Origin of the sequence: Rhodococcus sp. BP-349 (assembly GCF_019835845.1) — a bacterium.
In the GTDB taxonomy this organism is placed as follows: domain Bacteria; phylum Actinomycetota; class Actinomycetes; order Mycobacteriales; family Mycobacteriaceae; genus Rhodococcoides.
In genome coordinates, this window is the sequence record NZ_JABUDR010000003.1 from 511,721 (window position 1) to 536,498 (window position 24,778).

A 24,778-nucleotide genomic window follows, 5' to 3' on the forward strand; every position below is an offset into this window, starting at 1 on the left:
GTGAGATGTGTCCGAGCTGACGCTCGAACTGTGGCTGGTGTCATAAAGCCCCGGTACAGTTACGCCCACGAGATGTCCGAGCGGGCCGCGGGCATCGCGGTGCGAGTCGCGGGATCTTCGAGAAAGGCATGTCGGGCATGTGGTACTACATCTTCAAGTACATCCTCCTGGGCCCCATACTGCAGGCGATCGGTCGGCCTCGCGTCGAGGGTCTCGACAACATTCCCGACGACGGACCCGTCATCCTCGCCAGTAACCATCAGGCTGTGTTCGATTCCTTCTACCTGGTCCTGGTGGTGAAGCGACGCATCACCTTCCTGGCCAAGAGCGAATACTTCACCGGCAGAGGTCCGAAGGGTCGGTTCCAGCGCTGGTTCTTCAGCTCCGCAGGTCAGGTGCCGATCGACCGCACCGGCGCCTCCGCTGCGCAGGACGCACTCGATGCGGGGCTCCGGGTGCTCGGCGACGGCAAGCTGCTCGGCATCTACCCGGAGGGCACCCGCTCACCCGATGTTCGTCTGTACAAGGGCAAGACGGGCTTGGCTCGCCTCGCTCTCGAGAGCGGCGTCCCCGTCATCCCCGTGGCGATGATCGGCACCGCGAAGATGAACCCCATCGGATCCCGTTTCCCGCGTCCGGCCAAGGTGGGCGTGAAGATCGGTAAGCCGCTGGACTTCTCGCGGTACGAGGGCATGGCGGGCAACCGATTCGTCGAACGTGCCGTCACCGACGAGGTCATGTACGAGCTCATGAAGCTCAGTGGTCAGCAGTACGTCGACGTGTACGCGGCGAGCATGAAGGAGACGCCCACCGTCGCGGTGGATCCGGCTCCGCCGACCGAGGCCGCGCGCATCCCCGACACCCGCGCGGGCTGAGTCAGACCGCCTCGGCGGCCACCGCGCGGTTCTCGGGACTGCGACGATCGCGCAGCGGCACTGCCGCCACGGCGATCACGAACACCAGTCCCCACCACACGTAGGACGAGGCCTGGATCTGGTCCCACAGTGGCCAGCCCAGGCCGTTCCAGCGCCCGGGTGCGAGACGCCAGTGCGACGGAAAGTGCAGTAGCACCGCGCCGATCACGGCGAGTGCCACCAGTGCGGGGGCGCGTCGCGTCACGCCGACGTGCACCAGAACCATCAGCATCGGCACCGTCCACACCCAGTGATGTGACCACGACACCGGTGAGACCAGCAGCCCCAGAGCGGCATTGACGCACAGCGCCAGCAGGTACTCGTGTGCTGCCAGAGCGCGCCGCATCGCGACGAGAGCCACCAGCCCCACGACGGCGCTGCACAGGATCCACACGATCGTCCGCGGGCCGTCCGCGAGACCCAGTCGCGCGAGCATCCCGGTGAGGGACTGGTTCGAGATGTACCCGGGCCCGCCGATGCGGTCGGAGTCGAGCAGCACCTCGGTCCAGTACTGCACCGAATCGCGGAACGTCGCGACGAATCCGAGTGCCGTGAACCCGAGGAACGACAGGCCGGTGACCACGGCCGCCCGGTACTGCTTGCGCAGCAGGAAGTAGAGGACGAACACCGCCGGCGTGAGCTTGATGGCGGTGACGAAGCCGATGAGCACACCTCGCGGCCACGGGGTGCGCTTCAGCAGGACGTCGAGGACGACGAGGCACATCAACACGACGTTGATCTGCCCGTAGTCGAGGGTGGACCACACCGGTTCGAGCGCGAACGCGATCGCGGTGATGCCGCCCGTGACCCACGCCGTCGTCCCGGCCGACAGGTGCACCAGAGAGCGCAGGCACACCGCCACCGTGACGGCGAGCAGGATCATCGTCATCGCCGTCATGATCAGCGAGGCCGCCGGCAGCGGGAGGACCGCCATCGGCGCGAAGGACACCGCGGCCATCGGGGGATAGGTGAACGGCAGCGGGATGTTCACCGAGGTGCGGGGCAGGACTCCGTAGAGATTCACGCCGTCGAGCAGAGCCCGGCCACCGATGCGGTACACGTCGAGGTCGAGCCGGTAGATCGCGCCCCACTCCCGCAGCGGCGGCAGGCCGACCACGTTGAACGCGATGCCCGCCACGAGCCCGACGCACACCGCGACCTTCGCGATCACGGCGACCGGTCGGGGCAGCGACGCCCCCGGCCCGGTGTAGGGAGGGGCGGACGGCAGAGTCCACGTCATGGTCGGGGTGGATCCTTTCGGTGACCTAGGCTCGCAGACGTGCGTTACTTCTACGACTGCGAGTTCATCGAGGACGGCCGCACGATCGATCTGGTGTCCATCGGGATCGTGGCGGAGGACGGGCGTGAATATTACGCCGTGTCCACGGAGTTCGATCCCGAGCGCGCGGGCACCTGGGTCCGCCGCAACGTCCTGCCGAAGCTCCCGCCGTTCTCGTCGCCGCTGTGGCGTTCGCGCAGCCGAATCCGCGAGGACATCCTCGAGTTCGTGTCGGCGCCGCACGGCACCGTCGGACCGACCGTCGAGATGTGGGCCTGGGTGGCGGCGTACGACCACGTCGCGCTGTGCCAGCTGTGGGGTTCGATGACGGCGCTCCCGCGGATCATGCCGCGGTACACGCGGGAGTTGAAGCAGTACTGGGAGGAACACGGGTCGCCGGCACTGCCGCCGGTGCCGGACGACTCGCACGACGCGCTCGCCGACGCCCGGCACAATCTCGCGAAGTTCCGGGCTGTCGAGGCCGCGAGAGCGTGGTCCGGTCGGGAGTGACACACCGCTGGTCCCGGCCGTCGGAGCGGGCGACTACTCTGTACGCGTGAACTGGACTGTCGACGTTCCGATCGAACGCTTGCCCGAGCTTCCCCCGCTGCCCGAGTCGATGCGCGAGCAACTCGACGTGGCGCTGGCCAAGCCGGCGGCGCAGCAGCCCAGCTGGCCCGCCGATCAGGCGGAGGCCATGCGCAAGGTGCTCGAGAGCGTGCCGCCCATCACGGTCGCCAGCGAGGTCGAGGCGCTGTCGGAGAAGCTCGCCTCCGTCGCTCGCGGCGAGGCGTTCCTGCTGCAGGGCGGTGACTGCGCCGAGACCTTCGTCGACAACACCGAGCCCCACATCAAGGGCAACATCCGCACGCTGCTGCAGATGGCCGTCGTGCTCACCTACGGCGCGTCGATGCCCGTGGTGAAGGTCGCGCGCATCGCCGGCCAGTACGCCAAGCCGCGCTCCGCCGACGTGGACGCCCTGGGCCTGAAGTCCTACCGCGGCGACATGGTCAACTCCCTCGTGGCCGACGACGCCGTCCGCCAGCACGACCCGTCGCGCCTGGTCCGCGCCTACGCCAACGCCAGCGCCGCGATGAACCTGGTGCGCGCGCTCACCGGCGCCGGCATGGCCGACCTGCACAAGGTGCACGACTGGAACCGCGAGTTCGTGCAGAACTCGCCGGCCGGTGCCCGGTACGAGCAGCTCGCCTCCGAGATCGACAACGGTCTCAAGTTCATGGACGCGTGCGGCGTCACGGATCCCAACCTGCACCAGGCCACCATCTACGCCTCTCACGAGGCGCTCGTGCTCGATTACGAGCGCGCGATGCTGCGTCTGGACAACGACGACGATCACGCCAAGCTCTACGACCTGTCGGCACACTTCCTGTGGATCGGCGATCGCACACGGCAGCTGGACGGCGCGCACATCGCGTTCGCCGAGCTGGTCTCCAATCCCATCGGACTGAAGATCGGTCCCAGCACGACGCCCGAGATGGCCGTCGAGTACGTCGAGCGGCTCGACCCGACCAACAAGCCCGGCCGGCTGACGCTGATCTCGCGCATGGGCAACGGCAAGGTCCGGGACCTGCTGCCGCCCATCATCGAGAAGGTGCAGGCCACCGGTCACCAGGTCATCTGGCAGTGCGACCCCATGCACGGCAACACGCACGAGGCGTCCACCGGCTACAAGACGCGCCACTTCGATCGCATCGTCGACGAGGTCCAGGGCTTCTTCGAGGTGCACAACGAGCTCGGGACGCACCCGGGTGGCATTCACGTCGAGCTCACCGGTGAGAACGTGACCGAGTGCCTCGGCGGCGCGCAGGACATCTCGGACCTCGATCTGTCCGGACGGTACGAGACGGCCTGCGACCCGCGGTTGAACACGCAGCAGTCTCTCGAGCTGGCCTTCCTCGTCGCGGAGATGCTGCGCGGCTGATCGCCGGCACCTCTGCCGGAGCAGAACTCAGGGCAGCGCGGTCAGAGTGACCGTGCTGCCCTTCTGCACGCGGTCGCCCTGCCCGGGGGACTGAGCGATGATGAGCGAGCGATCCGTCTGTGCGACCTGGCGCACCACCACGGCGAGCCCCAGACGTTCGAGTTCCGAGCGCGCCGAGCCGACGGTGCGCCCGAGCATCGAGGGCACCTCCACGGCCGTCGACACCCGCAGCGTGACGGTCGATCCCGCGGTCACGGACGAGCCGCTCGCCGGGTCGGTCCCGATGACGCGGCCACCGTCGACGTCCTCGTCGAAGACGGAGTCCACCGTCGCCACGGTGATGCCGACCCGATCGAGTTCTGCGCGCGCCTGCTGCTCCGTCTCGCCCCGGACGTCGGGAACGTCGACGGGGGGAGCGCCCTTGCTGGTCACCACCCGGACCTCGCTACCCACCGGCAGGACCGTCCCGGGCGCGGGGTCGAGTGCGGCGATCGCACCGACGGGCGCGGCGCTGCTGAAGGCGTCACCGCCGTCCACGGGGACGAACGTCCGCTCCCGCAACGCCGCCTCCACCGTGGTCGAGTCCGCGTTCCCGAGGGCCGGAACGGTGGGCCTGCCCTGAGAAACGAGAAGGGTCACGGTCTCGCCCCGGGCGATCCGTGACCCTGCGGGAGGATCGGTTCCGAGTAATCGGTCCACGGGATCGCTGTCGGTGTAGCGGCCCTCGACGGTCGCCGAGAGGTCGGCCGCCTCGATGGCGGAGACGGCGGTGGATCGGTCGAGCCCGTCGATGGCCGGCACCGCGGTGAAGCGGCCGGACCCGGCCCACCAGCCGACGGTGCCGAGCAGGACCGCCACGATCACGACGATCGCGAGCCACGTGAGTGCGACTCGACGCGACCTGCGCTTGTCCGCGTCGAAGTCCGGGAACGCGAAGGCTTTCCGGTCGACCGGCTCGGCGGCGGTGGACCGCGGTTCGTCGGCGCCGCGGGGAGTCGCGGTGGTCACCATCCGCGTGTGCTGAACACCGCCGGTGGACGGGTGCCCGCGGTCGGACACGGCGGAGAAGTCGTCTGCCGGGACGGACACGATCTCCGTCTCCGGAGTACGCGGAGCCTGCGGAGCGTAGGGGCGCGGAGCGTTCAGCGTCTCGGCGCTCAGATGCTCGGCCGACCGCGACGGGGACGGCACCCGGTAGTGGGGCAGAGCGAGGGTCCTGGTGACCGAACGCACCGCGTCGCCCATCGTGCCGGCGTCGCGGAACCGCTCCTCGGGATGCCGCGCCGTCGCGTCGCGCACGAGTGCGTCGAAGTGGGGCGGCACCCCTGCGATCACCGAGCTCGGCGGCGGAACGTCGTTCTCGATGCGCTGGTACGCGATCGAGAGGGAGGTGTCTCCCTGGAACGGCGTGCGTCCGGTCAGCAGTTCGAAGAGCAGGATGCCCGCCGAGTACACATCGCTGCGCGCGTCGGCCGATCCGGTGGTCACCTGCTCGGGGGAGAGGTAGGCGGCGGTGCCGAGGATGACGCTGTTGGACGTCGTCGTCGATGCGGCCACGGCGCGCACCAGGCCGAAGTCGGCGATCTTGACCTCGCCCGCGTCGGAGATCAGCACGTTCTCCGGCTTGACGTCGCGGTGCACGAGGCCGCCGCGGTGCGCGACCGCGAGTCCGTCGAGCACCGGTTGGAGAACGGCGGCGACGGCGTGCGGGGGCATCGGTCCGCGTTCGCGGAGCAACTCGCGCAGCGTGCCGCCTTCGACCAGTTCCATGACCAGGAAGGCGTGCTGACCGTCGCGACCGTGATCGTGGACGGCGACCAGACCCGGATGGCTGAGCCGGGCGACCGCGCGCGCCTCGAACTCGAAGCGCCGCACGAACTCGGGGTCGGCGGCGAACTGGGGATCCATGATCTTGATGGCCACGGGCCGGTCCAGACGCAGGTCCAGACCCCGGTAGACCGTGGACATACCGCCGCGCGCGATCGGCGCGTCGACGCGGTAACGACGGTCCAGCAGCGCGCCGAGCAGCGACGGACCTGACGTTGTCACCTGCGTCCACTCTCCTGTCGTGTTCTCGGATCGATCGATGCCGATCACCCGATGGTAGCCAGTGTGACGGATGAGGTAGCAGTCACGTGTGCGGGAACACGGCGCGGGAGGTGGGCCGTCGGCGAATTGTCCTGGCGGCGGGCCGTGACTACCTTTGACCGCGTGAGTGCCATTCCCTACTGCGACGACGTCCTGCCTGCCGACGAGGCCGTGATCGCGATTCCCGACGCCGCCGAGATCATGGGCGTCCCCGTGACGAAGCTCTACCAGATGGTGCGTGAGCACAAGCTGATCGCGGTGCGCCGCGATCGAGTGGTCTCGATCCCCGCGAAGTTCGTCGGCGAGGACGGCGAGCCGATCAAGTACCTCGCCGGTGCGATCGCGGTTCTGCTCGACGGCGGCTACAACCACCCGTCGATTCTGCGGTGGCTCTTCACCCCGGACGACAGTCTGCCGGGCATGCCGGCCGACGTGCTGCGCGGCGACCACGCCCGCGAGATCATCCGCCGCGCCCAGGCCATGGCCTTCTAGCGCCGGATCGGATCAGGCGGCGCGTGACCCGGGCCGCGGGAGCCGTTCGCCGGCTCGGACGAGAAGACCTCGACCGGCCGCGGTCGCGGCGACGCGGGCGCGCCGAGGAGTGCCCACGCGAGAGCGGACGGACAACGAGCGGTAACCGTCGTTCTCCACGGCCTCGAGGATGTCCTGGTACAGCGCGAACGCGACCCGAATGCCCTCGCGCGCCCGCGGTTCCAGCAGAGCGATGCCGGGCTCGGCGGTGCGGTAGAGCGCGCGGGTGGTGGCGATGATGTCGGCCAGAGCGCGGCGGACCCTCGCATCGACGGAGTCCGTACGGCGGCACCACCACAGCAGGTCCTCGTCGACGCCGTAGGCGGTGAGCACGTCGCCGGGCAGATAGATGCGGTCGCGCGCGAGATCCTCGCCCGCGTCGCGAACGAAGTTCGTGACCTGGAACGCCTCGCCGAGAGCGGACGCCGTCGGGCGGGCCTCCTCGACCGGACACACGGTGCCGAGGATGGGGAGCATCTGCAGCCCGATCACGGCGGCGGAGCCGTACATGTACGTCGACAATTCGTCCATGGTGGCGTAACGATCCTTGTAGATCGCCGAGTGCGGCACGTCCATGAGCATCGACGTCATGAACGCCGTGAAGTACTCGGACGGGATGTCGTAGCGGCGTGCGGTGTCGAACAGGGCCGCCAGGATGAGCTCGTTGCGCCGGTCGGGTCCGGGCGGGACCGACGTCGGCGGGGCCGTGGTCGACGCGAGACCCTCGTTCAGTCGCTCCTCGATGCGGGTGAGCAGCGCGAGGTCGAGTGCGACCGCCGTGTCGTCGCCGCGCTCGGCGATCATGTCGACGTCGATGATGTCGTCGACCATGCGCGCGAACGCGTACAGCGCGTGTACCGCGGGCCGACGGTCGGTCGGCAGCAGGCGGGTGGCGAGGAAGTACGTCTTGCCGTGTTCGGCCGCCACGTCCCGGCACAGCGCGTAGGCCTCGGGAAGATCGGTCACTCGTTCGACTCCTGGCTGGACTGGTCCGGAAGGGACGGTTCGGGGCGGGCGGTCTCGGCGCGAGCAGGCGTGGCCGGAACGAACGTGTTCTCGTGCTCCGGGTGTGTGACCGCCCGCAGGCGGAGGGGATCGACCGTCCGGAGCGACAGGGCGGCGACCACCGCGGCGAACGTCGCGAGCACGACGTGCGGGAACGTGTAGAGGCCGATCGACCCGTCCGGCTGGAACACCAGCATGAGCCAGGCGGAGAGGCCCACCAGCACGGTCAGAGTCGTCGCCGACATGGTGAGACCCGCGGCGACGGCGAGAGGCCACGAGTAGTACCAGGGGAGAGCGGCCGGGGACAGGATCACGATGGCCACCAGCGACACGAGGATGCCCAGCAGTGCGCCGCGCTCCGAGTGGCGCGATCGCCACCACGCCGTGGCCAGGATCGCGGCCAGCGCCACGGCGCACAGCATCCTGGTGACCTCGAGCACGGGGCCGAGTCGAGCGCCGGTGAACCATCCGGTGAAGACGGTGACGAGGTGGGCGAGAATGGTGGGGAGCGAGAGCCAGTTGATGATCTTGGCCGAGCCGGACAGTGCCGTCAGCCAGCCGATGCCCACGCCGGCCACCAGGGACGAGACGACGAACACCGCGACGAACACGGCGAAACCGATACCTGCGGTCTTCGCGAACACCAGCAGAATGTGCTGACGTCGTGGCGGGTCTCCGCGCTCGGCCCGCGCCTCGTTCTCGGTGCGGAGCCGGTCGCGCTCGTGGAGCATCCAGATCCATACCAGGAAGGGCAGCGCGATGCCCGCGGTGGCCTTGATCGCCACGGCGACCGCGACGAGTCCCATCCCGGCGACGTGGTGCCGGTCGAGTACGGCGGCGATGCCGGCCGTCATGAGACCGACCATGAGCATCTCGTTGTGGACGCCGCCGATCAGGTGGATCAGGACCAGGGGATTGAGCACGGCGAGCCACAGAGCCACGGCGGGATCCGCGCCGAAGTGTCGGGCGATGCGGGGGACCGCCCACATGGTGAGCGCGAGCCCCGGCAGCATGGTCAGGCGGAGCAGCATCGTTCCGGCGATCACGTTGTCGCCCGTGAGCGAGGTGATGCCCTCGCCCAGCAGGAGGAACAGCGGGCCGTAGGGCGCGGTGGTGGTGGTCCAGACGTTGCTCACGTTGTCCAGCAGCACACCGGGATTGGCGACGGGCCCGACGGCGTAGGGGTCGAACCCGTCGCGGAGGAGGGCGCCCTGCGCGAGATAGGAGTACGCGTCGCGGCTGAACATCGGGACCGCGAGCAGGAGCGGCGCGATCCAGAGCGGCACCACCCAGCGCAGCTGCCGCACCGTGGTCCGGTGACCCAGCGTGGCGCGTCCGAGACGGACCCAGGCGGCGATCATGAGCAGCACGCCGATCCAGACCATCACGGTGGACAACACGAGTCCGTGCCCGAAGCGGAGCCAGGACAGGTGCATCGCCTCGAGCAGCGGGTCACGACGACGCACGGCACCCGAGCCGAAACCGCCGAAGGTGATGAGCGCGGACCCGGCCAGACCCACCAACGTGGCGCGGCCGGCGCGTCCCCCGAAGAACCGTCGTGTCGATCGCCACGACGACTCGTCGGTGGCGTCCGCGGCCCGGAGTGGGGAGGACGTCGTCATGTTCCTCCCCGGAAGACGCGACATGCCGGCGACCGTACGGAAGCCGGGCAGAACTCACGTGAGTTTAGAGGCTCCGGACCGGAAGACGAATCGGCCTGCCGTCAGACGGCCACACGAGCCGACCGACGGACGGACGGATCGATGCGCTCGGCGGCCAGTCGGCCCGAGATCAACACCGTCGGCACGCCCACTCCGGGGGTGGTCCCACACCCGGCGAGGACGACGTTGTCGATGCCCTTGACCAGGTTGCGGCGCCGGAAAGGGCCGGTCTGGCGGAAGATGTGCGACGCCGAGAAAGGGGTTCCCGCGACCATTCCCTGCGCCAGCCAGGTGGCCGGCGTGTCGATGTGGTCGATCTCCAGATGCTCGGACACGCCCGTGTAGCCGCGGCGATCCATCTCGAGCAGGATCTCCCGCACGTAGGGGTCGGTGATCGCCGACCAGTCCAGCGGAGCGCTGTCGAGGTTCGGGCACGGCGCGAGGATCGAGATGGGCTCCTGCTCGACGCCGTCGTGCGTGACGCGCAGTGCCGGATCGGTCAGCGACGTACGGGTGATGAGCAACGACGGGTCCGACATGAGTGTGCCGCGCCCGCGTGAGGCAGTGAGCTCCTCGAACGTCTCGTTCCAGTTGTGCCCGAAGTCGATGACGTGGTGCGAGCGGGACGACCATCGGGCGGTGACGTCCACCGGCACGCGGCCGTGCACGACGACACAGGACGGCGACGCCCGGACCTTGCGGCGCACGGTGATACCGGCGGTGGCGAGAAGGCGATCCGTCACCAGGAGGTCCGGGGTCAGGATCAGCGAGTCGCACGCGTGTCGCTCGCCGTTCTCGGTCACCACCGCGCGAGCGCGCGATCCGCCCTTCTCGATGGCGGCCACGCCGGTGGAGAGCAGCAGCGTGCCGCCCGCGCTCACGAACGCGTCGGCCATCGCATTCGCGATCGACTGCATACCGCCGTCCGGGAACGACACTCCCAACGACGTGTCCATGTGCGAGATCGCGGAGTAGACACCGAGAGCCTTGGCGGGCGCCACCCCGGCGTAGAGAGCCTGGAAGGTGAAGATGCGGCGCAGTCGGGGGTCGTCGATGAGCTTGTCGATCCGCTTGCCGAGTTTGCCGAACCCGCCGAGACGCAGCAGGGTCAACGTGTTCGCACGCGCGGTGCGCTCGCCCACGAGATCGAGCGGCGAGTCGAAGTTGTCGTCGATGTACCGGTCGAACTCCGCGTCGAACATCGATCCGATCCACGCGCGGAGCGTGCGGTAGCGCCGTGCCTCGTCCAGCCCGCACTTCTCGCCGACCTCCGCGATCATCCTCTCGGGATCGGAGTGGACGTCGATGGTGGTGCCGTCGGCGAAACGGGTGTGATAAGCCGGATGCAGCGGGGTGAGACGCAACGGCGGCGTGGTGGACTCGCGGGTCGCACCCACCGCGGCGAGCGCCTGATCGATGAGATCGGGCATCGTGAGAACGCTTGCGCCCGTGTCGATGCGATAGCCCGGTGCCGCGACGGACCCCACTCGGCCGCCGACGGTGTCGGACCTCTCGATCACGGTGACCTCGCGACCCGTACCGCGGAGATGGAGCGCCGCGGCGAGGCCGGACAGACCGGCGCCCACGACGATCACGTGATCGGTGGGGCCGGACACGGTGGCGTGCGTCATGAGGTTCTCCTGGTGGCGGTGTAGGCCATGGCCGTGAGCCGCCTCTTGGCGTCCTCGGTGACATCGGACGCGTTCAGCGCCGCCAGGGCGCTGTCGGTCAGTGTGGTGATGCGGCGCTCGACGTCGTCGACGGCGCCGAGATCGATCATGTGCGCACGGAGGTCGTCGACGGCCGCCTCGGAGAGGTCGGTGCCGATTCCCGCGCGCAGCGCAGCCGCGGTGGCGGGGTCGCGTTCGTCCGCTGCGTCCAGGGCGGCAGCGAGAAGTACCGTCCGCTTTCCCTCACGCAGATCGTCGCCGGACGGCTTGCCGGTCACGGACGGATCCCCGAACACCCCCAGCAGGTCGTCCCGCAGCTGGAACGCGATGCCGATGTCCGCACCGAAGGTGCTGTAGACCTCCAGCAGATCGGGGCCGGCTCCCGCGAGCGTGCCGCCGATGAGGAGGGGGCGTTCCACCGTGTAGGCCGCTGTCTTGTAGCGGTCGATCTGGAGTGCGGCCTCGACGGAATCGTCGCCACTGGCCTCCACGGCGATGTCGAGCAGCTGCCCACCGAGCACCTCCGTGCGCATCGCGGACCACACCGGGGCGAGGCGTGCCGACGTGGCGGAATTCAGTGCCGCCGCGCGGACGAGATCGTCGGCCCAGCAGAGCGCGATGTCGCCCAGCAGGATCGCGACCGACTCGCCGAACTTGTCCGAGTTCCCGCGCCACCCGGCCGCGCGGTGCCGTTCGGCAAAGGTGACGTGGACGGTGGGGAAGCCGCGACGGGTCGAGGACGCGTCGATGATGTCGTCGTGCACCAGCGCGCACGCCTGGACGAATTCGAGGGCGGAGCACACGTCGAGGACGGCGTCGGCACCGACGGCGTGCGGGTCACCGCCCGCACCCAGGAATCCCGTCCACGCGAAGGCGGGGCGGATCCGCTTGCCACCACGGAAGACGAAGGAGGTGAGCTCGGCCACGGCATCGGTGTAGATCGGACCGACCGAGTCGACCGTGGCCTGCTGCGTCGCGACGAAGTCGCGCAGGGACGTCTCGACCGCATCGACGAACGTCCCCAGCGGCCACTGATCACGGTCGTCCGCGGTGGACTCCACGTCGAGCGGTCGGTGGGCGGCGGGGCTGTGCGGTGCGGCGGACAGAGTTTCCTCCGGTGTTCGGGCGGCGGACGGAGTCCGCGGGCAGTCGGTCGTGATGGGGTCGGTCGGGAGGCGGTCGGGTCTCGAGACGCAGCGTCCTGACACCCCCGACTCTATCCGGGTATTCGGACACGGCGCCGGTGCGGACGACCTGCGGGCCCGGGCAGGTCGGCGCGGGAATCTATGCTGTGAGGCGTGACAGACGAATCCTCCCGCGCGCGGGTCAGCCGCACTCCGTCGGTGATCGACCGGTTGAATTCCGCGGCGCACGGGAGTGTTCCGTTCTCCGTCGAGTTCTCGCCCCCTCGCGACGAGGCCGCCGAGGACCGCTTGTGGCGCGCCGTGCGCACTTTCGAGCAGATGCATCCCGCCTTCGTGTCCATGACGTACGGGGCGGGTGGATCCACGCGTGATCGCACGGTGCGCGTCACCGGCGAGCTGGCGGAGGTGACCAACCTGCTGCCCGTGGCCCACCTCACGGCCGTGGGACACAGCCGCACGGAGCTGCGCGCGATGGTCGGGGCCTACGCCGACCGCGGCATCTCCAACATCCTCGTGTTGCGCGGCGATCCTCCCGGCGATCCGCTGGGTCCGTGGGAGAAGCACCCCGACGGCGTCGAGTACGCGGAGGAACTGGTGCGGTTGGTGTGCGAGCTGGGCGACTTCCACGTCGGTGTCGCCTCGTTCCCCGAGGGACATCACCGGGCGCCAGACCTCGACCACGACACCCGTCATCTCGTCGCGAAGCTGCGCGCGGGCGCCGAGTACTCCATCACTCAGATGTTCTTCGACGTCGAGGACTACCTGCGCCTGCGAGACCGTGTCGCCGCGTTCGATCCGGAGCAGGGCGCCAAGCCGATCATCCCCGAGATCATGCCCATCACGTCGCTGCGGAGCGTCAAGCGTGCGATGGAACTGTCCGGGTCGGTGCTGCCGGCATCGGTCGAGAAGCGACTGTCCGCCGCAGCCGGGACCGACCCGGACGAGAACCGGGCCGCCGTGCGCTCGGTGGGCATCGAGATCGCCACCGAGATGGGGGAGCGGCTGATCGCCGAGGGTGCTCCCGGCCTGCACTTCATCACGCTCAACTTCGCGAAGGCCACCAGTGAGGTCGTCGGCAATCTCGGCCTCGCCCGGCCGGTACCGGAGGGCACGGGCGGGATCGGTACCGGATCAGCGGCCGGTGGCCAGAACGCGCGACTTCCACACGAGAGTGCCCTGGCGGCGTCCCCGGTCCGATGAGGCCAGCAGCGCCGAGCCGGCCGCGATGGACAGTGGGTGCAACGCCGAGGTGACGATGTCCCGTGCCAGCGAGTCGTCGCTGCCCTCCGCGCGGCGCGCGGCGATGCGCGACACCCATCCCGCCACGTAACCGGTGACTCCCCACCGGCGCGTCGATCCACGCGTCATCATGGCGATCGGCGGCAGGACCCAGACGGCCGTGGCGACGGCCGACACAGCGAGAGTGCCTGCAGCGCCGCCGAACTGGGACCAGAGCCACTTCGCGTGACCGGCACGCACCTGCGCGGCGTCGGTGTACATGCGGCACGTCGCGACGCGACCGCCGTACGCCACTGCCGTCGGGAGACCGCGGGAGCGGACGTGCCGCACCAGCGTCAGATCGTCGGCCACCGCGAAGCGCGTGCACTCGTGTCCGCCGACCACGCGATAGGAGGCGGCGTCCAGCACGAGGAACTGTCCGTTGGCCACGCCCATCGACGGTCGACGGCCCCGATTCGCGGCGCGGACGACCAGGGTGACCGACCACGACCACGAGAGCAGGGGTTGGACGACGCGCTCGATCGTCGTCACCGCCGTCTCCGCGGGCCACGGGCAGAGCATGGCCACGTCGTGCTCGCGGAGAACGGACGCGGCGGCGTCCAGTGCATCGGGGTGCAACCGCACGTCCGCGTCGAGGAAGACGACGAGGGTCGGATCCGTGGTCGCGAGCGCGCGGCGGCCGAGATCGATGCAGGCGAGGGACTTCCCCATTCCCGGCGCGTCGGCCGGTTCGGTCGTGCGGCCCGCGAGGATCCGGAAACGCGGATCGGCGCCCACGACGGCGCGGGCGACGTCCGCGGTTCCGTCGGACGAGTCGTCGTCCAGCACGAGCACGGTCATCGCGGACCGGGTGCGCTGAGCGAGCAGGTCGTGCAGCAGGTCGGGGAGACGCGCGGCCTCGTCGCGAGCAGGGATGCAGACCGTGATGCGCTCACCGTCTCGCACCGTCGCGGCCGACGAGGGCCGCACGCGTGGCGCGGTCGCGGCATTGATCAGGGCGATGCCCGCAGTGACGATCGAGGCGAGTGAGCCGGCTCGGACCGCGGTGCGGACTGGACGCCGGGGGATCACCGGCGGCCGGCCGACTCCGCATCGCGTCGGCGTCCACCGGAAGCGTCGCGGGCGACGTAGGCCATGCCGCCGACGATGGCCGCGATTCCCACGGTGACGCCGAAGACGATGCCGGCCCAGCCGGCGAAGCTGCGCGTGTTGGGGTCCGAGTAGCGCACCTCGGCACGCAGAGTGCTGCGCTCGCCGGCGGGGAGCTTCCAGGACACGACGTTGTCGCCCTCGCGGGCGCCGTTGGTGGTGGTGACGCGGGCGGGGAAGGCGATGGTGAACTGCACGTCACTGCCCTCGGCAGGCACGGTGCTCAGGTCGACCTGGCCTGCCAGAGTGACGAGGTCGCCCGCGCGGACCAGGGACAGCTGGTAGAGGCCCATCGTCTGATCGGACAGTGCCGCGAGCTGCTGCACGTCGCCGAAGGTGAGATCGCTGAACAGTGCCTCGCTGCCGACGTACCCGTCCGAGTCGTACGGCTGCACCCGGATCTTGCTGCCCAGGCTGTCCGGAACCTCCATGCCCGGTCCGGTGTCACCCTCGGCCGTCGGCACGGTCGCGGCGACGATGCGGCCGGACACCCGGTCGTTCGAGGACACGCCCATGGACACCTGCGCCCGGAGACACCCGGCCAGCAACGGCACCGTGAGCAGGGCGAGCACGAGGACGGAGATCACGCGGCGCAGTGACGCGCGCGGCGACGTGCGAGGGGCGGCGGGGTGGGACACAGCGGTCATCGTGCCAGGCCAGTGCGACACCGTCAGTGAACGGGTCGGTCGGCGCGGCGCGGCGCCGCGCGAGCCGTGTCCGTCCGAGGTCTGGACAAGGCGACGAGGAAGGGGACACCGACGACACCCATCGCGACGAGGCCGTACAGAGCGGACCAGCCGAGGTCCGGCAGGAAGACCGCGTGGGCGAGCGCGGAGCCGAGCCACGTCCATGCGAAGAGCCCCCACGGCACCAGCGGGCTCACCGCGGGCGCACGCAGCGGTGTCCGCCCGAGAACCTCCATGGCGACGGCCATGAGAGCCGCGACGAGAAGCCATCCCACGTAGTTGGTCCACGGGATGCCGTCGAGCCCGGGCAGGGGTGCGAAGGGACTGCACCAGGTCCACTGACCGTCGGCCACCATCTGCGGATCGAGGTACAGATCCCATCCCACGACGCCGACCGTGGTGAGGCCCACGCGGGTCAGCACCGGTCGGCGCACCCGCTGTGCGACGACGGTGGCGGCGCACCACACCGGGTAGAGGCCGGCCGTCCAGGCGAACGGCACCACCACCGGCACATGGGCCAGCGAGGGGCCGATCCGGTCCTGCGCGTACTCGTAACATCCGAAGGGCATGCCCGTCCGCGTGCCGATGAGCTCGGCCGTCAGACCGATCCCGGCGGTGAGCAGAACCATGAGTGTGGCCCACCCGGCTCCGCGAGCACTCGCCGCGTGCGTGATGCAGGCGGCGGCGAGCAGAGCGACGACGCAGAAGGTCACGGCGTCCTTGACCCCGCCCGAGACGAGCGGGTAGCCGATCTGTGCCAGGACGGCCGCGACGGCGAAGCCCAGCGCGACGGGTGTCGCCCGGCCCGTCGCCCGGAGCGTGTCTCCCGATCTCATCGGCGGCCCGGGAGAGCGGCGCCCAGACGCGACGCCACGCGCTTCAGAGGACTGCCCGCGCGTTCGGCGATCGCGAGCCGGGCGGCACTACGGCCGCTGGATCCGGAGACGCCGCCGCCGGGGTGCATCGAGGCACCGGTGAGGAAGAACGACGGGGCGCCCGGCACGGTCATGTCCGCGAGCGCCGGCATCGGACGCCACATCATCATCTGGTGCAACGACATCTCGACGTGCATGACGTTGCCGCCGATGAGCCCGAGCTCCTGTTCGAGGTCCCACGGCGACTGCGTGTGTCGTCGCAGGATGCTGTCGGCGAAGCCGGGGGCGTACTTGTCCACCTCGGCGACGATGCGGTCGCCCTCGAGCTCGGCCACCTCCGGACTGCCTCCGCGCCAGCTCCGGCCGTCGGACAGTCGGTACGGGTGCCACTGCGACCACAGCGAGACCTGGTGTTCGCCTGGCTTCGCGATCGACGGGTCGACCGCGCTGAAGCTCATGGCCAGTACCACCGGCGCAGGCGGGAGATCGCCGGCCGACGCCGCTCCGTGTGCTCGGCGGAGCTGGGCCCGGTCGTGCACCAGCAGTTGCAGTCCGCGGGTGGACGCCTCGACGCTGGGCGCACCGCGATACTGCGGCAGCGACGACGTCGACGCGCGGACCACCATGCCGATTCCCGGACCCACGTCGATCTGTCGCCGCCAGGACTCCGTCGTCGCCGTGTCGAAGCCGCCGGCGTCGAGCAGGTCGAGTGTGGTCAGAATGTGGCACCCGGCGATGACCGTGCGGGCTCGCACTTCCTCGCCACTCGCGGTGCGCACGGACCATCCGTCCCCGACTCGCGTCACCGACACGACGGCGTCGCCCAGGGACACCGTGCCCCCGTCGGACTCGATCTTCGTCTGCAGCGCGACGCTGAGCGCGCCGCTGCCACCGACGGCGCGACCGGGCGGGGTCGTGTGCATCAAAGCGTTGAAGGCCACCATCGGTGCCGTACCGGGCTCGGACATCGGGGGACCGGACTGGGCGCCGAACCACGCGAGAGCCGCCTTGAGGCGCTCGCTGTCGAACCACCGGTTCAGCAGGGAGTCTCCCGACGCGAGAAACTCGCGGGACAGTGCCGCGGCGCCGTCGCTCGCGTCCATGCCCCAGAAGGAGGACAGCAGAGCCCGGCCGGTGGGCGGGCTCCCGAACGACTTCATGACTCGGGCGCTGCGGGGCCCCCAGAGCGCGACGAACGCGCGGTACGCGTCCGCGTCCTCGAGACCGCACGCCGCCTCGATCGAGGCGCAGGTGGCATCGAGATCGACGGAGAACACGATGCCCGGCTCGTCGGTGCCGGGCGGCGGCGGCGCGAACGCCCATGGATCGCAGTCGAGGTAACGCAGGCCGTGATCGGCGAGGCGCAACTCCTCGATGATGCCGGTCTGCCGGATCATGATGTGTGCGGACGAGCCGCGATCCACCTTGTGGCCGGGGAAACGCTCGACGGTGGAGGCTGCGCCTCCGACGACGGTGTCTCGTTCGAGGACGCGGACGGACCATCCGGCATCGGTCAGGTAGGCGGCGGAGACGAGTGCGTTGTGACCCGATCCGACGACGGCGGCATCGATCACGTGGTCGGCCCCTCTTCTGTGGTGGTGTCGAGACCGAGTCCGGTCTCGGGTGTCAGGGGTAATTCGCGGCCGAGCACCGCGAAGGGTCGGGCGTCCCCGGCGAAGTGGAACCGGCGGACGACGTCCTGGAACCCCGTCCGCCGGTAGAGACGCCATGCCCGATTGTCCTCGCCGGTGACCTCGGGGGTGGAGAGCAGCACCGAGCTCTCCCGGCGGCCCGCCATGAGGGCGAGCAGGAGTCGTTCCCCGAGACGGTGGCCCTGAGCCTCGGGGGAGACGTGCAACTCGGTCAACTCGACGTAGTTCGACAGCACTCGCTCGGCGTTCTCGGCGGACCACCCCGCCCGTCGCATCCCGTCGCGGACCTGCTGATGCCACCACTGATGCGGCGCTCCACGGTAGCAGTAGGCGATCGCCACCAGGTGATCGTCGTGTGAGACTCCTCCCACCGCGCCCCACCCCGGCCGCAGGATGTGCTCTGCCCACATCGGCGCCCGATGCAACTCGGTACCGCGCGGGTAGCCCATCGCGGCGACGTAGACGGACAGGGCCTCGGTCAACCGTCGGCGCATGTCCTGCGGGGTGAGCTCGATCAGACGAATGCCGTCGTCGGAGGCGCGGCCTTCGGCGTCGTGAACGGTACTCACCTCGATCCCTCGCATCGTGTCGGACGTCCGCGCTACAGTGAAGTCATCGAACAGGCGTTCGAACGAATCGACCTCGGGTCGAACGACCCGCGATCGGGTCGGTCGCGCGGGGCGGTCCGAGAGAACGTGTCCGACCTCCATGCTTACATCGCGTTCGACCGGCCCGCTCAGGGAGTAACCGACAGGTCGTGAGTGTTGAGAAGGACGTAGGGATGCCGATCGGTTCACGTGTCGGAGAGGGAGGTAGCGCAATGGCTCGGAGCACGGGTGGTCACACTGCGGCACGCCGCAGCTCTGCAGGCCGCACGGAGGGTGGTGGCTCGACGACGGACGGCACGGTGGTCTCGTTCGACGCCTCCGCAGCGCCGTCGCGCACCCACGCACGCGCTCGGATGCTGTTGCGCCGCGCGGACGCCATTCTCGGTGACGCGGCCGGCGCTCCGTCGGCGGCAGACATGTTCCTCGAGTCCTACGTCGCCGCGTTGCGCGGTGCCGGCGCGTTGCTCGATGCGGTCGATCCGGTGCCCAAGCGTGGGGCGTCCCGCAGTGCCTGGGTGCGCATGCGGACGGCTGCGCCGGAGTTCACGGAGTGGGCGTCGTACTTCGCCGCGTATTCCACGCTGCGTGCGTCCATCGAGGCGGGCTCGGCCGATCGGCTCGACGCGGCCGAGGCGGACGAGTTCTTCTCGCAGGTGGGACGCTTTCTGCACCGCGTCGAGGACCGTGTGACCTCGCGGTCCGAGGCGGTTGCGGTGCCCGCGTAATCCTGGTCGCCACCACGGAGCGACTTTTTCTCGCATACTGGTGGTGCAGGTAGGTGGCTCGCTGCCGATTCTGCTCGTATCATCGACAACAGGTAGCCGGACCGATCGGCTACCTCTCACTTCTGGCCAAGAAGTGAGAGCCACCATCCAGTGCCGGGGGAGGTACCGTGCCACTCTCCGAGCACGAGCAGCGCATGCTCGACCAGATCGAGAGCGCTCTCTATGCCGAGGACCCCAAGTTCGCGTCGACCGTGCGCGGCGGACGGATTCGAGCCGCATCCACGCGGCGTCGTTTCCAGGCCGTCGCTCTGTTCGTGATCGGCCTCATTCTGCTCATTGCAGGCGTGGCCCTCCCGTTCAAGCCCGGTGGATTCCCGATCATCAGTCTCGTCGGCTTCGTGTTCATGTTCGGCTCCGGCGTGCTGCTCTTGCTGCGCAAGCCCACCGCGCCGCAGTCCGAGCAGTCCGAGGGCGACAACCCGCCGGCACCGGGAAGCGGCCCGCGCCGTTCCGGTTCCGCACCGCGCCGAGGTCCTCGCAAGGGGTTCTCCTCGCGGATGGAGGATCGTTTCAAGCGGCGGTTCGACCAGGAATGAAGGAGACCGGAGCGGTCACATCGATCGCTCCGATTCTCGCGTGAGGGGCAGCGCGCCTCTCACACCGATGCTGTGACACATCAGCGCGGCACCCGTCACGGGTGCCGCGCTGATGCCGTTCAGGGCCCCGTGGGTGTCGATCCCCCCACCCCGCCCCACCGAGGGTGGTCTCGGCCCCCGGATCCCCACCACGCCCCACCCGGCACCCCTGGCGACTCTGCCGCGCGCGGTCACCCGGGCCCGTGACGCGCGAACGTGCCGTTCGACCTCGGATTATCCGGTTCACGGGTGCCGCGGAACGGTGGGGGACACCTCCACCACGCGCACGTGGATCTTCCCGCTGCCGGATCGACTTCGCTGCTCTCAGTGCGTTCGACCTGGCCCTTTAGTGACGGGTCACTGAAATGTTCCGCCGTGTCGATTGAATGTGGGGGAAAGTGGGGTAATGTGGCGGACAGCGGGGATCGATGGAGTCCCGCGAACTGCACGACACGGGGTCGAGGAGGTGCCGAGTGTTTCTCGGTACCTACACGCCCAAGCTCGATGACAAGTTTCGACTGACGTTGCCGGCGAAGTTTCGAGAAGACCTGGCGGGAGGAGTGATGGTGAGCAAAGGGCAGGACCACAGCCTGGCCATCTACCCCCGTGACGTGTTCGCGGAGCGGGTGGCGAAGCTGTCGAAGGCCTCGCGGTCGAACCCGCAGGCGCGCGCGTACATCCGCAACCTCGCGGCCGGTACGGACGAGCAGCGGCCGGATTCACAGGGCCGCATCACCATCGGGTCCTCGCACCGCGAGTACGCGGCGTTGTCGAAGGACTGCGTCGTCATCGGCTCGATGGATCATCTCGAGCTGTGGGACGCCGCGTCGTGGGAGCGGTACTCGCAGGAGCACGAAGAAGATTTCTCGCAGGCAGTGGACGAATCGCTCATGGACATGTTGTAGCCACACCCGGCCGGCGGCGAGTGCCGCGTGGCCTCTGCCCGAACCGGGCCTTGACGTACTTCCCCAACGCCAAGTACCGGTCGGACCCTGACGTACTTCCCCAACGCCAGGTTCCACTGTCGGACAGAGACCTCGACGCACTCACCGCTCCACCTGGCACGACACACAGCTCGAATGCGAATCAGGCGGGAGATCACCACCATGGCGGAGGACGAGCAGGCATCCGCCTCGCCTTTCTCGCACGTTCCGGTCCGTCTTCCTCGGGCCGACGAACTTCTCGGACCGGCGTTCGTCGCCGCTGCTGCGAACGACCGCGATCCCGTCTACATCGACGCCACTCTCGGCCTCGGCGGTCATGCCGAACACTTCCTCACCGCGTATCCGCGGTTGCGTCTCGTCGGTCTCGACCGCGATCCGGACGCGTTGGCCATGGCCGGAGAACGGCTGGCTCCCTTCGGTGACCGCGTCTCGCTGGTCGCGACCACGTACGACGGTATCGAGGACGCGCTGGCGTCTGTCGGCCTCGGCGCGACGGACAGCGTCGACGGGATCCTCTTCGATCTCGGCGTCTCGTCGATGCAGCTCGACTCCACCGATCGTGGCTTCGCCTACTCCGTGGACGCACCGCTCGACATGCGGATGGATCCCACGACGGGTCGGACCGCCGCGGACATTCTCAACACCGCGTCGCACGGTGAGATCGCCCGCATCCTCAGCACCTACGGCGAGGAACGCTTCGCCGGCCGCATCGCCTCGGCGATCCTGCGCCGCCGGGAGACGGAACCGTTCGTCACCAGCGGGCCTCTCGTCGAGTTGCTCTACGCGAGCATCCCGGCGGCGACGCGTCGCACCGGCGGACATCCGGCGAAGCGGACCTTCCAAGCACTGCGGGTCGCGGTGAACGAGGAACTCGACTCGTTGCGAGACGCTATCGCACCGGCTCTCGACTCGCTGGTCGTCGGGGGACGCATCGTCTTCATGTCGTACCAGTCCCTCGAGGACCGCGTGGTCAAGCAGGAGCTGACACCGCGTACCCGGTCCACCACTCCGGAGGGGCTCCCGATGGAGCTGCCGGGAAGCGGACCCGAGTTCCGGCTGCTCACTCGCGGCGCCGAGAAGGCCTCGCAGGACGAGATCGACGACAACCCCCGCGCGGCTCCGGTCAGACTGCGCGGCGCAGAACGCATTTCCAGGAGGTCGTCATGAGTGTTCCGGTGGACGTGACCGGATCGGACGGCAGCCGCCGCGCCGGGTCCTCGCTCGAGACGGTGCGCGCACCGCGGCCTCCCGCTCGCACGGGCGCGGCCAAGCGCGCGTACGACAAGCGTCGCCAGCGTGCGATGTCCCACGAGTCCGACCCGCGCGCGCATCGACCCACCCGATCCGTCGCGGCTCGGATCCCGTTCGTGGCCAGCATCATCGGGCTCCTCGCCATCGGACTCGCCTCGACACTGCTGTTGAGCACACGCGCTGCGGAGGATTCGTACCTGCTCAGTGCGGGGCGTGCCACCAACCAGGAGCTGACGGAACGGGCCGCCGCGCTGCAACGTGACGTGGAGACAGCGAACTCGGCTCCCGAGCTGGCCCGTCGCGCGACCGCACAGGGAATGATCCCGACGAAGGACGTTCCGCGACTGGTGGTCCTGCCGGACGGCGTCGTCCAGGTGATCGGTACGCCGGCACCGGCCGCCGGTCCACCGGCTCCCGACTTCGCGGCCGCCACCCCGTCGGGCGGTGCGGCGACTCCGAGTGCGCGCCCCGGGGCACCCGCGTCCGGCGGTGAGGCGCTCACTCCCGTCGGTCGCCCCGGTACGTCGCCGAGTGCGTCCGCGACCCCGACCACGTCGGCACCGGCAGCATCCACCACGCCGTCCCCCACGACGTCCGCGCCCGCGGCACCGACGACCACGCCGGTGCCGGAGAATGCTGCGCCGCAGCCTCCTCCGGCTCCCGCCGCCGCGGTGGGCGAGCAGCAGGTACCCATCGCAGGAGGCGCTCGGTGACCACTCGACAGCCGTACCGGAGTACCGGCCGCGACCACGGCGACCCGCGCGCTCGGCCGGCCACCGGCTCCGGTCCTCGCGGTCCTCGTCCGCCGCGTCGGAAGGCTCCACGCACGTCCGAGACGTTCGACTTCCGGTTCCGCTACGGCCGTGTCGCGATGTTCGCGATCCTGGGCGTCGCGACGCTGCAGTTGCTGTGGATCCAGGGCATCGACGCCCCGTCGTTGTCGGCGCAGTCGGCCAGTCAGCGCACCACCACCATCGTCGATCCGGCGACGCGAGGGTCCATCACGGACCGGGACGGAAATCCCATCGCGTTCACGATGGAGGCGAAGGCGCTGACCTTCCAGCCGCAGCGAGTGCGTGTGGAGCTCGAGGAAGCGAAGGCGAAGGACGACACGAAGCCGGATCCGGACGATCGCATCCGTGAGGTCGCCGCCGGTGTCCACGGCATCCTGGGCGACCTGGTGTCGGAGAAGGACCTTCTCGACAAGATGACCGGATCCTCGTCGTTCGAGTACCTCGTGCGCAGCATCGATCCCGCTGTCGCGGCGACCATCGCCGAGCAGTACCCCGAGGTCGGCCTCGAGCGGCAGGACATCCGCGAGTACCCGGGTGGGGCGCTCGCCGCCAACATCGTCGGGGCGACCGGCTGGGACGGCCACGGCCTGCTCGGCCTCGAGGACTCCCTCGACCCGGTGTTGGCCGGTACCGACGGCTCCCGCACATACGACCGCGGCAGCGACGGCGCGGTGATCCCCGGCAGCTGGCGCGACCAGCAGCCCGCCATCGACGGCTCGACGGTGGAGCTGACGCTCGACAGCGACATCCAGTACTACGTGCAGCAGCAGGTCCAGCAGGCCAAGGATCTGTCGGGCGCCAAGAACGCGTCGGCCGTCGTCCTGGACTCGCACACCGGTCAGGTGCTGGCCATGTCGAACGACGGCACCTTCGACCCGGCCATCGGCGTGGGCAACAACTCGCCGACGGCGCAGATGGGCAATCTCTCGGTGTCCAGCCCGTTCGAGCCGGGATCGGTCAACAAGATCGTCACGGCGGCCGCCGCCGTCGAGGACGGTCTGACGAACCCCGACGAGGTGCTGCAGGTACCCGGCAGCATCACGATGTCCGGTGCGACGGTGAAGGACGCCTGGGATCACGGCGTCGCGCCGTACACGACCACCGGGGTGTTCGGTAAGTCCTCCAACGTGGGCACGCTGATGCTCGCGCAGCGGGTCGGCGAGGATCGCTACGCGGACATGCTGGACAAGTTCGGGCTGGGACAGCGCACCGACGTGGGCCTGCCCGGCGAGAGTGCCGGCAGTGTCCCGGCCCGCGACCAGTGGTCCGGCGGCACGTTCGCGAACCTCCCGATCGGGCAGGGCCTGTCCATGACCCTGCTGCAGATGACCGGTATGTACCAGGCGATCGCCAACGACGGCGTGCGCATCCCGCCGCGCATCGTGTCGGCGACCGTCGGCAAGGACGGTCAGCGCACCGACGAGCCGCAGCCCGAGGGCGTGCCGGTGGTCAGTGCCGACACCGCGCGCACCGTGCGCGACATGTTCCGGGCCGTCACGCAGAACGACACCGGCAACCAGCGCGGCACCGGTGTCGCCGCCGGTATCGAGGGATACCAGGTCAGTGGCAAGACCGGCACCGCGCAGCAGGTCGATCCGGAGTGCAAGTGCTACTCCAACTCGAACTACTGGATCACCTTCGCCGGCATCGCGCCGGCGGACGATCCGCGCTACGTGATCGGCATCATGCTCGACGCCCCGACCCGCAGCTCCGACGGATCGGGCGGGCAGTCCGCCGCTCCGCTGTTCCACTCGATCGCGTCCTGGATGCTGCAGCGTGACGCGGTGCCGCTCTCGCAGGAAGGTCGTCGGCTCCTCCTGCAGGCGGACTGACCCGTCGACGGTGCAGGGCGTTCACCTGCACCGGGGCGGACTTCGCCATGGCACGTCTCGTGGCGTGCCGACTCGCCGGTAATCTGATGCGTCGGCCGCCGACCACCGGTCGGCGGCACTCGCATGTTCGGCGCCGAGGCAGTCACCGCACCG

The 24,778-nt window shown here is 69.5% G+C and carries 22 protein-coding genes; 11 read left to right on the forward strand and 11 right to left on the reverse strand.

All coding sequences use genetic code 11. The features are described 5' to 3' along the window. The first annotated feature begins 137 nt into the window (after positions 1 to 137). Positions 138 to 875 carry a 1-acyl-sn-glycerol-3-phosphate acyltransferase gene (locus tag HQ325_RS18790; protein WP_222632561.1) on the forward strand — a complete coding sequence of 246 codons (738 nt, stop codon included), beginning with the start codon at positions 138 to 140 and terminating at the stop codon, positions 873 to 875. A 1-nt stretch (position 876) separates the two neighbouring features. Here the strand turns inward: HQ325_RS18790 and HQ325_RS18795 are convergent, their stop codons facing one another. Then, entirely contained in the window at positions 877 to 2,154 is a 1,278-nt protein-coding gene (locus tag HQ325_RS18795) for a glycosyltransferase 87 family protein (protein WP_222631724.1), read from the reverse strand. Positions 2,155 to 2,193: 39 nt separating this feature from the next. Between HQ325_RS18795 and HQ325_RS18800 the strand changes: the two genes are divergently transcribed. Together HQ325_RS18800 and HQ325_RS18805 are read left to right on the forward strand one after the other, a co-directional pair. Continuing rightward, entirely contained in the window at positions 2,194 to 2,703 is a 510-nt protein-coding gene (locus HQ325_RS18800; RefSeq protein ID WP_222631725.1) for a polyadenylate-specific 3'-exoribonuclease AS, read from the forward strand. A gap of 46 nt (positions 2,704 to 2,749) precedes the next feature. Beyond that, positions 2,750 to 4,135, forward strand: coding sequence for a class II 3-deoxy-7-phosphoheptulonate synthase (locus HQ325_RS18805; RefSeq protein WP_222631726.1), 1,386 nt, complete (start codon positions 2,750 to 2,752; stop codon positions 4,133 to 4,135). A gap of 27 nt (positions 4,136 to 4,162) precedes the next feature. Here HQ325_RS18805 and pknB read toward each other — a convergent pair whose 3' ends face one another. Next, complete coding sequence (pknB, locus tag HQ325_RS18810) at positions 4,163 to 6,184, reverse strand: Stk1 family PASTA domain-containing Ser/Thr kinase (protein ID WP_308014681.1); 2,022 nt, start codon at positions 6,182 to 6,184, stop codon at positions 4,163 to 4,165. 162 nt (positions 6,185 to 6,346) lie between these two features. On the opposite strand from pknB, the gene HQ325_RS18815 reads away from it, so the two are divergent. Then, positions 6,347 to 6,715 (forward strand): Rv2175c family DNA-binding protein, encoded by a 369-nt coding sequence (locus HQ325_RS18815; protein WP_027505833.1) that lies wholly within the window; start codon positions 6,347 to 6,349, stop codon positions 6,713 to 6,715. 12 nt (positions 6,716 to 6,727) lie between these two features. Here HQ325_RS18815 and HQ325_RS18820 read toward each other — a convergent pair whose 3' ends face one another. The 4 genes from HQ325_RS18820 to HQ325_RS18835 form a co-directional block, all read right to left on the reverse strand. After that, entirely contained in the window at positions 6,728 to 7,720 is a 993-nt protein-coding gene (locus HQ325_RS18820; RefSeq protein WP_222631727.1) for a phytoene/squalene synthase family protein, read from the reverse strand. Beyond that, on the reverse strand, positions 7,717 to 9,381 hold the full coding sequence (locus HQ325_RS18825) for an alpha-(1->6)-mannopyranosyltransferase A (RefSeq protein ID WP_222631728.1): 1,665 nt from the start codon (positions 9,379 to 9,381) through the stop codon (positions 7,717 to 7,719). The genes HQ325_RS18820 and HQ325_RS18825 overlap by 4 nt, the downstream gene beginning before the upstream one ends. A 101-nt stretch (positions 9,382 to 9,482) precedes the next feature. Then, complete coding sequence (crtI, locus tag HQ325_RS18830) at positions 9,483 to 11,051, reverse strand: phytoene desaturase family protein (RefSeq protein WP_222631730.1); 1,569 nt, start codon at positions 11,049 to 11,051, stop codon at positions 9,483 to 9,485. Continuing rightward, on the reverse strand, positions 11,048 to 12,151 hold the full coding sequence (locus tag HQ325_RS18835; protein WP_222631732.1) for a polyprenyl synthetase family protein: 1,104 nt from the start codon (positions 12,149 to 12,151) through the stop codon (positions 11,048 to 11,050). The genes crtI and HQ325_RS18835 overlap by 4 nt, the downstream gene beginning before the upstream one ends. 285 nt (positions 12,152 to 12,436) lie before the next feature. Between HQ325_RS18835 and HQ325_RS18840 the strand changes: the two genes are divergently transcribed. Beyond that, a complete protein-coding gene (locus tag HQ325_RS18840) occupies positions 12,437 to 13,435 on the forward strand; it encodes a methylenetetrahydrofolate reductase (protein WP_222632565.1) in 999 nt (332 codons plus the stop codon). Here the strand turns inward: HQ325_RS18840 and HQ325_RS18845 are convergent. The 5 genes from HQ325_RS18845 to HQ325_RS18865 are packed head-to-tail and all read right to left on the reverse strand — an operon-like array spanning position 13,367 to position 18,330. Beyond that, positions 13,367 to 14,545 (reverse strand): glycosyltransferase family 2 protein, encoded by a 1,179-nt coding sequence (locus tag HQ325_RS18845; protein WP_222631734.1) that lies wholly within the window; start codon positions 14,543 to 14,545, stop codon positions 13,367 to 13,369. The two genes, HQ325_RS18840 and HQ325_RS18845, sit on opposite strands and share 69 nt — an antisense overlap. Next, entirely contained in the window at positions 14,542 to 15,270 is a 729-nt protein-coding gene (locus tag HQ325_RS18850; protein ID WP_222631736.1) for a DUF3153 domain-containing protein, read from the reverse strand. Before HQ325_RS18850 ends, HQ325_RS18845 begins: the two co-directional genes overlap by 4 nt. 23 nt (positions 15,271 to 15,293) lie before the next feature. Beyond that, positions 15,294 to 16,145 carry a carotenoid biosynthesis protein gene (locus HQ325_RS18855; protein ID WP_222631738.1) on the reverse strand — a complete coding sequence of 284 codons (852 nt, stop codon included), beginning with the start codon at positions 16,143 to 16,145 and terminating at the stop codon, positions 15,294 to 15,296. Next, positions 16,142 to 17,758 (reverse strand): NAD(P)/FAD-dependent oxidoreductase, encoded by a 1,617-nt coding sequence (locus tag HQ325_RS18860; RefSeq protein ID WP_222631740.1) that lies wholly within the window; start codon positions 17,756 to 17,758, stop codon positions 16,142 to 16,144. Before HQ325_RS18860 ends, HQ325_RS18855 begins: the two co-directional genes overlap by 4 nt. Beyond that, positions 17,755 to 18,330: an N-acetyltransferase gene (locus HQ325_RS18865; protein WP_261778712.1), complete on the reverse strand. Its 576-nt coding sequence runs from the start codon at positions 18,328 to 18,330 to the stop codon at positions 17,755 to 17,757. Before HQ325_RS18865 ends, HQ325_RS18860 begins: the two co-directional genes overlap by 4 nt. Positions 18,331 to 18,656: 326 nt before the next feature. Here HQ325_RS18865 and HQ325_RS18870 point away from each other — a divergent pair, with 326 nt between their 5' ends. The 6 genes from HQ325_RS18870 to HQ325_RS18895 all read left to right on the forward strand — a co-directional run bounded on the left by HQ325_RS18870 (position 18,657) and on the right by HQ325_RS18895 (position 24,625). Then, entirely contained in the window at positions 18,657 to 19,169 is a 513-nt protein-coding gene (locus HQ325_RS18870) for an SAV_6107 family HEPN domain-containing protein (protein WP_261778535.1), read from the forward strand. A 167-nt stretch (positions 19,170 to 19,336) separates the two neighbouring features. Then, positions 19,337 to 19,765 carry a DUF3040 domain-containing protein gene (locus tag HQ325_RS18875; protein WP_027505840.1) on the forward strand — a complete coding sequence of 143 codons (429 nt, stop codon included), beginning with the start codon at positions 19,337 to 19,339 and terminating at the stop codon, positions 19,763 to 19,765. Positions 19,766 to 20,277: 512 nt separating this feature from the next. Continuing rightward, on the forward strand, positions 20,278 to 20,709 hold the full coding sequence (gene mraZ, locus HQ325_RS18880) for a division/cell wall cluster transcriptional repressor MraZ (protein ID WP_027505841.1): 432 nt from the start codon (positions 20,278 to 20,280) through the stop codon (positions 20,707 to 20,709). Between the two features lie 201 nt (positions 20,710 to 20,910). Further along, complete coding sequence (gene rsmH, locus HQ325_RS18885) at positions 20,911 to 21,915, forward strand: 16S rRNA (cytosine(1402)-N(4))-methyltransferase RsmH (RefSeq protein ID WP_222631424.1); 1,005 nt, start codon at positions 20,911 to 20,913, stop codon at positions 21,913 to 21,915. Beyond that, positions 21,912 to 22,712, forward strand: a complete 801-nt coding sequence (locus HQ325_RS18890; protein ID WP_261778536.1) for a hypothetical protein — start codon at positions 21,912 to 21,914, stop codon at positions 22,710 to 22,712. Before rsmH ends, HQ325_RS18890 begins: the two co-directional genes overlap by 4 nt. Continuing rightward, a complete protein-coding gene (locus HQ325_RS18895; protein WP_308014680.1) occupies positions 22,709 to 24,625 on the forward strand; it encodes a penicillin-binding protein 2 in 1,917 nt (638 codons plus the stop codon). The genes HQ325_RS18890 and HQ325_RS18895 overlap by 4 nt, the downstream gene beginning before the upstream one ends. Positions 24,626 to 24,778 lie beyond the last annotated feature (153 nt).

Excerpts from the sequence above, each read along its gene's own strand:
- HQ325_RS18870 (WP_261778535.1), top strand. The coding sequence starts at position 18,657 with ATGGCTCGGAGCACGGGTGGTCACACTGCGGCACGCCGCAGCTCTGCA.
- HQ325_RS18790 (WP_222632561.1), top strand. The coding sequence starts at position 138 with ATGTGGTACTACATCTTCAAGTACATCCTCCTGGGCCCCATACTGCAG.
- HQ325_RS18825 (WP_222631728.1), bottom strand. The coding sequence starts at position 9,381 with ATGACGACGTCCTCCCCACTCCGGGCCGCGGACGCCACCGACGAGTCG.
- HQ325_RS18855 (WP_222631738.1), bottom strand. The coding sequence starts at position 16,145 with ATGAGATCGGGAGACACGCTCCGGGCGACGGGCCGGGCGACACCCGTC.
- rsmH (WP_222631424.1), top strand. The coding sequence starts at position 20,911 with ATGGCGGAGGACGAGCAGGCATCCGCCTCGCCTTTCTCGCACGTTCCG.
- HQ325_RS18795 (WP_222631724.1), bottom strand. The coding sequence starts at position 2,154 with ATGACGTGGACTCTGCCGTCCGCCCCTCCCTACACCGGGCCGGGGGCG.
- crtI (WP_222631730.1), bottom strand. The coding sequence starts at position 11,051 with ATGACGCACGCCACCGTGTCCGGCCCCACCGATCACGTGATCGTCGTG.
- HQ325_RS18850 (WP_222631736.1), bottom strand. The coding sequence starts at position 15,270 with ATGACCGCTGTGTCCCACCCCGCCGCCCCTCGCACGTCGCCGCGCGCG.
- HQ325_RS18865 (WP_261778712.1), bottom strand. The coding sequence starts at position 18,330 with ATGCGCCGACGGTTGACCGAGGCCCTGTCCGTCTACGTCGCCGCGATG.
- HQ325_RS18890 (WP_261778536.1), top strand. The coding sequence starts at position 21,912 with ATGAGTGTTCCGGTGGACGTGACCGGATCGGACGGCAGCCGCCGCGCC.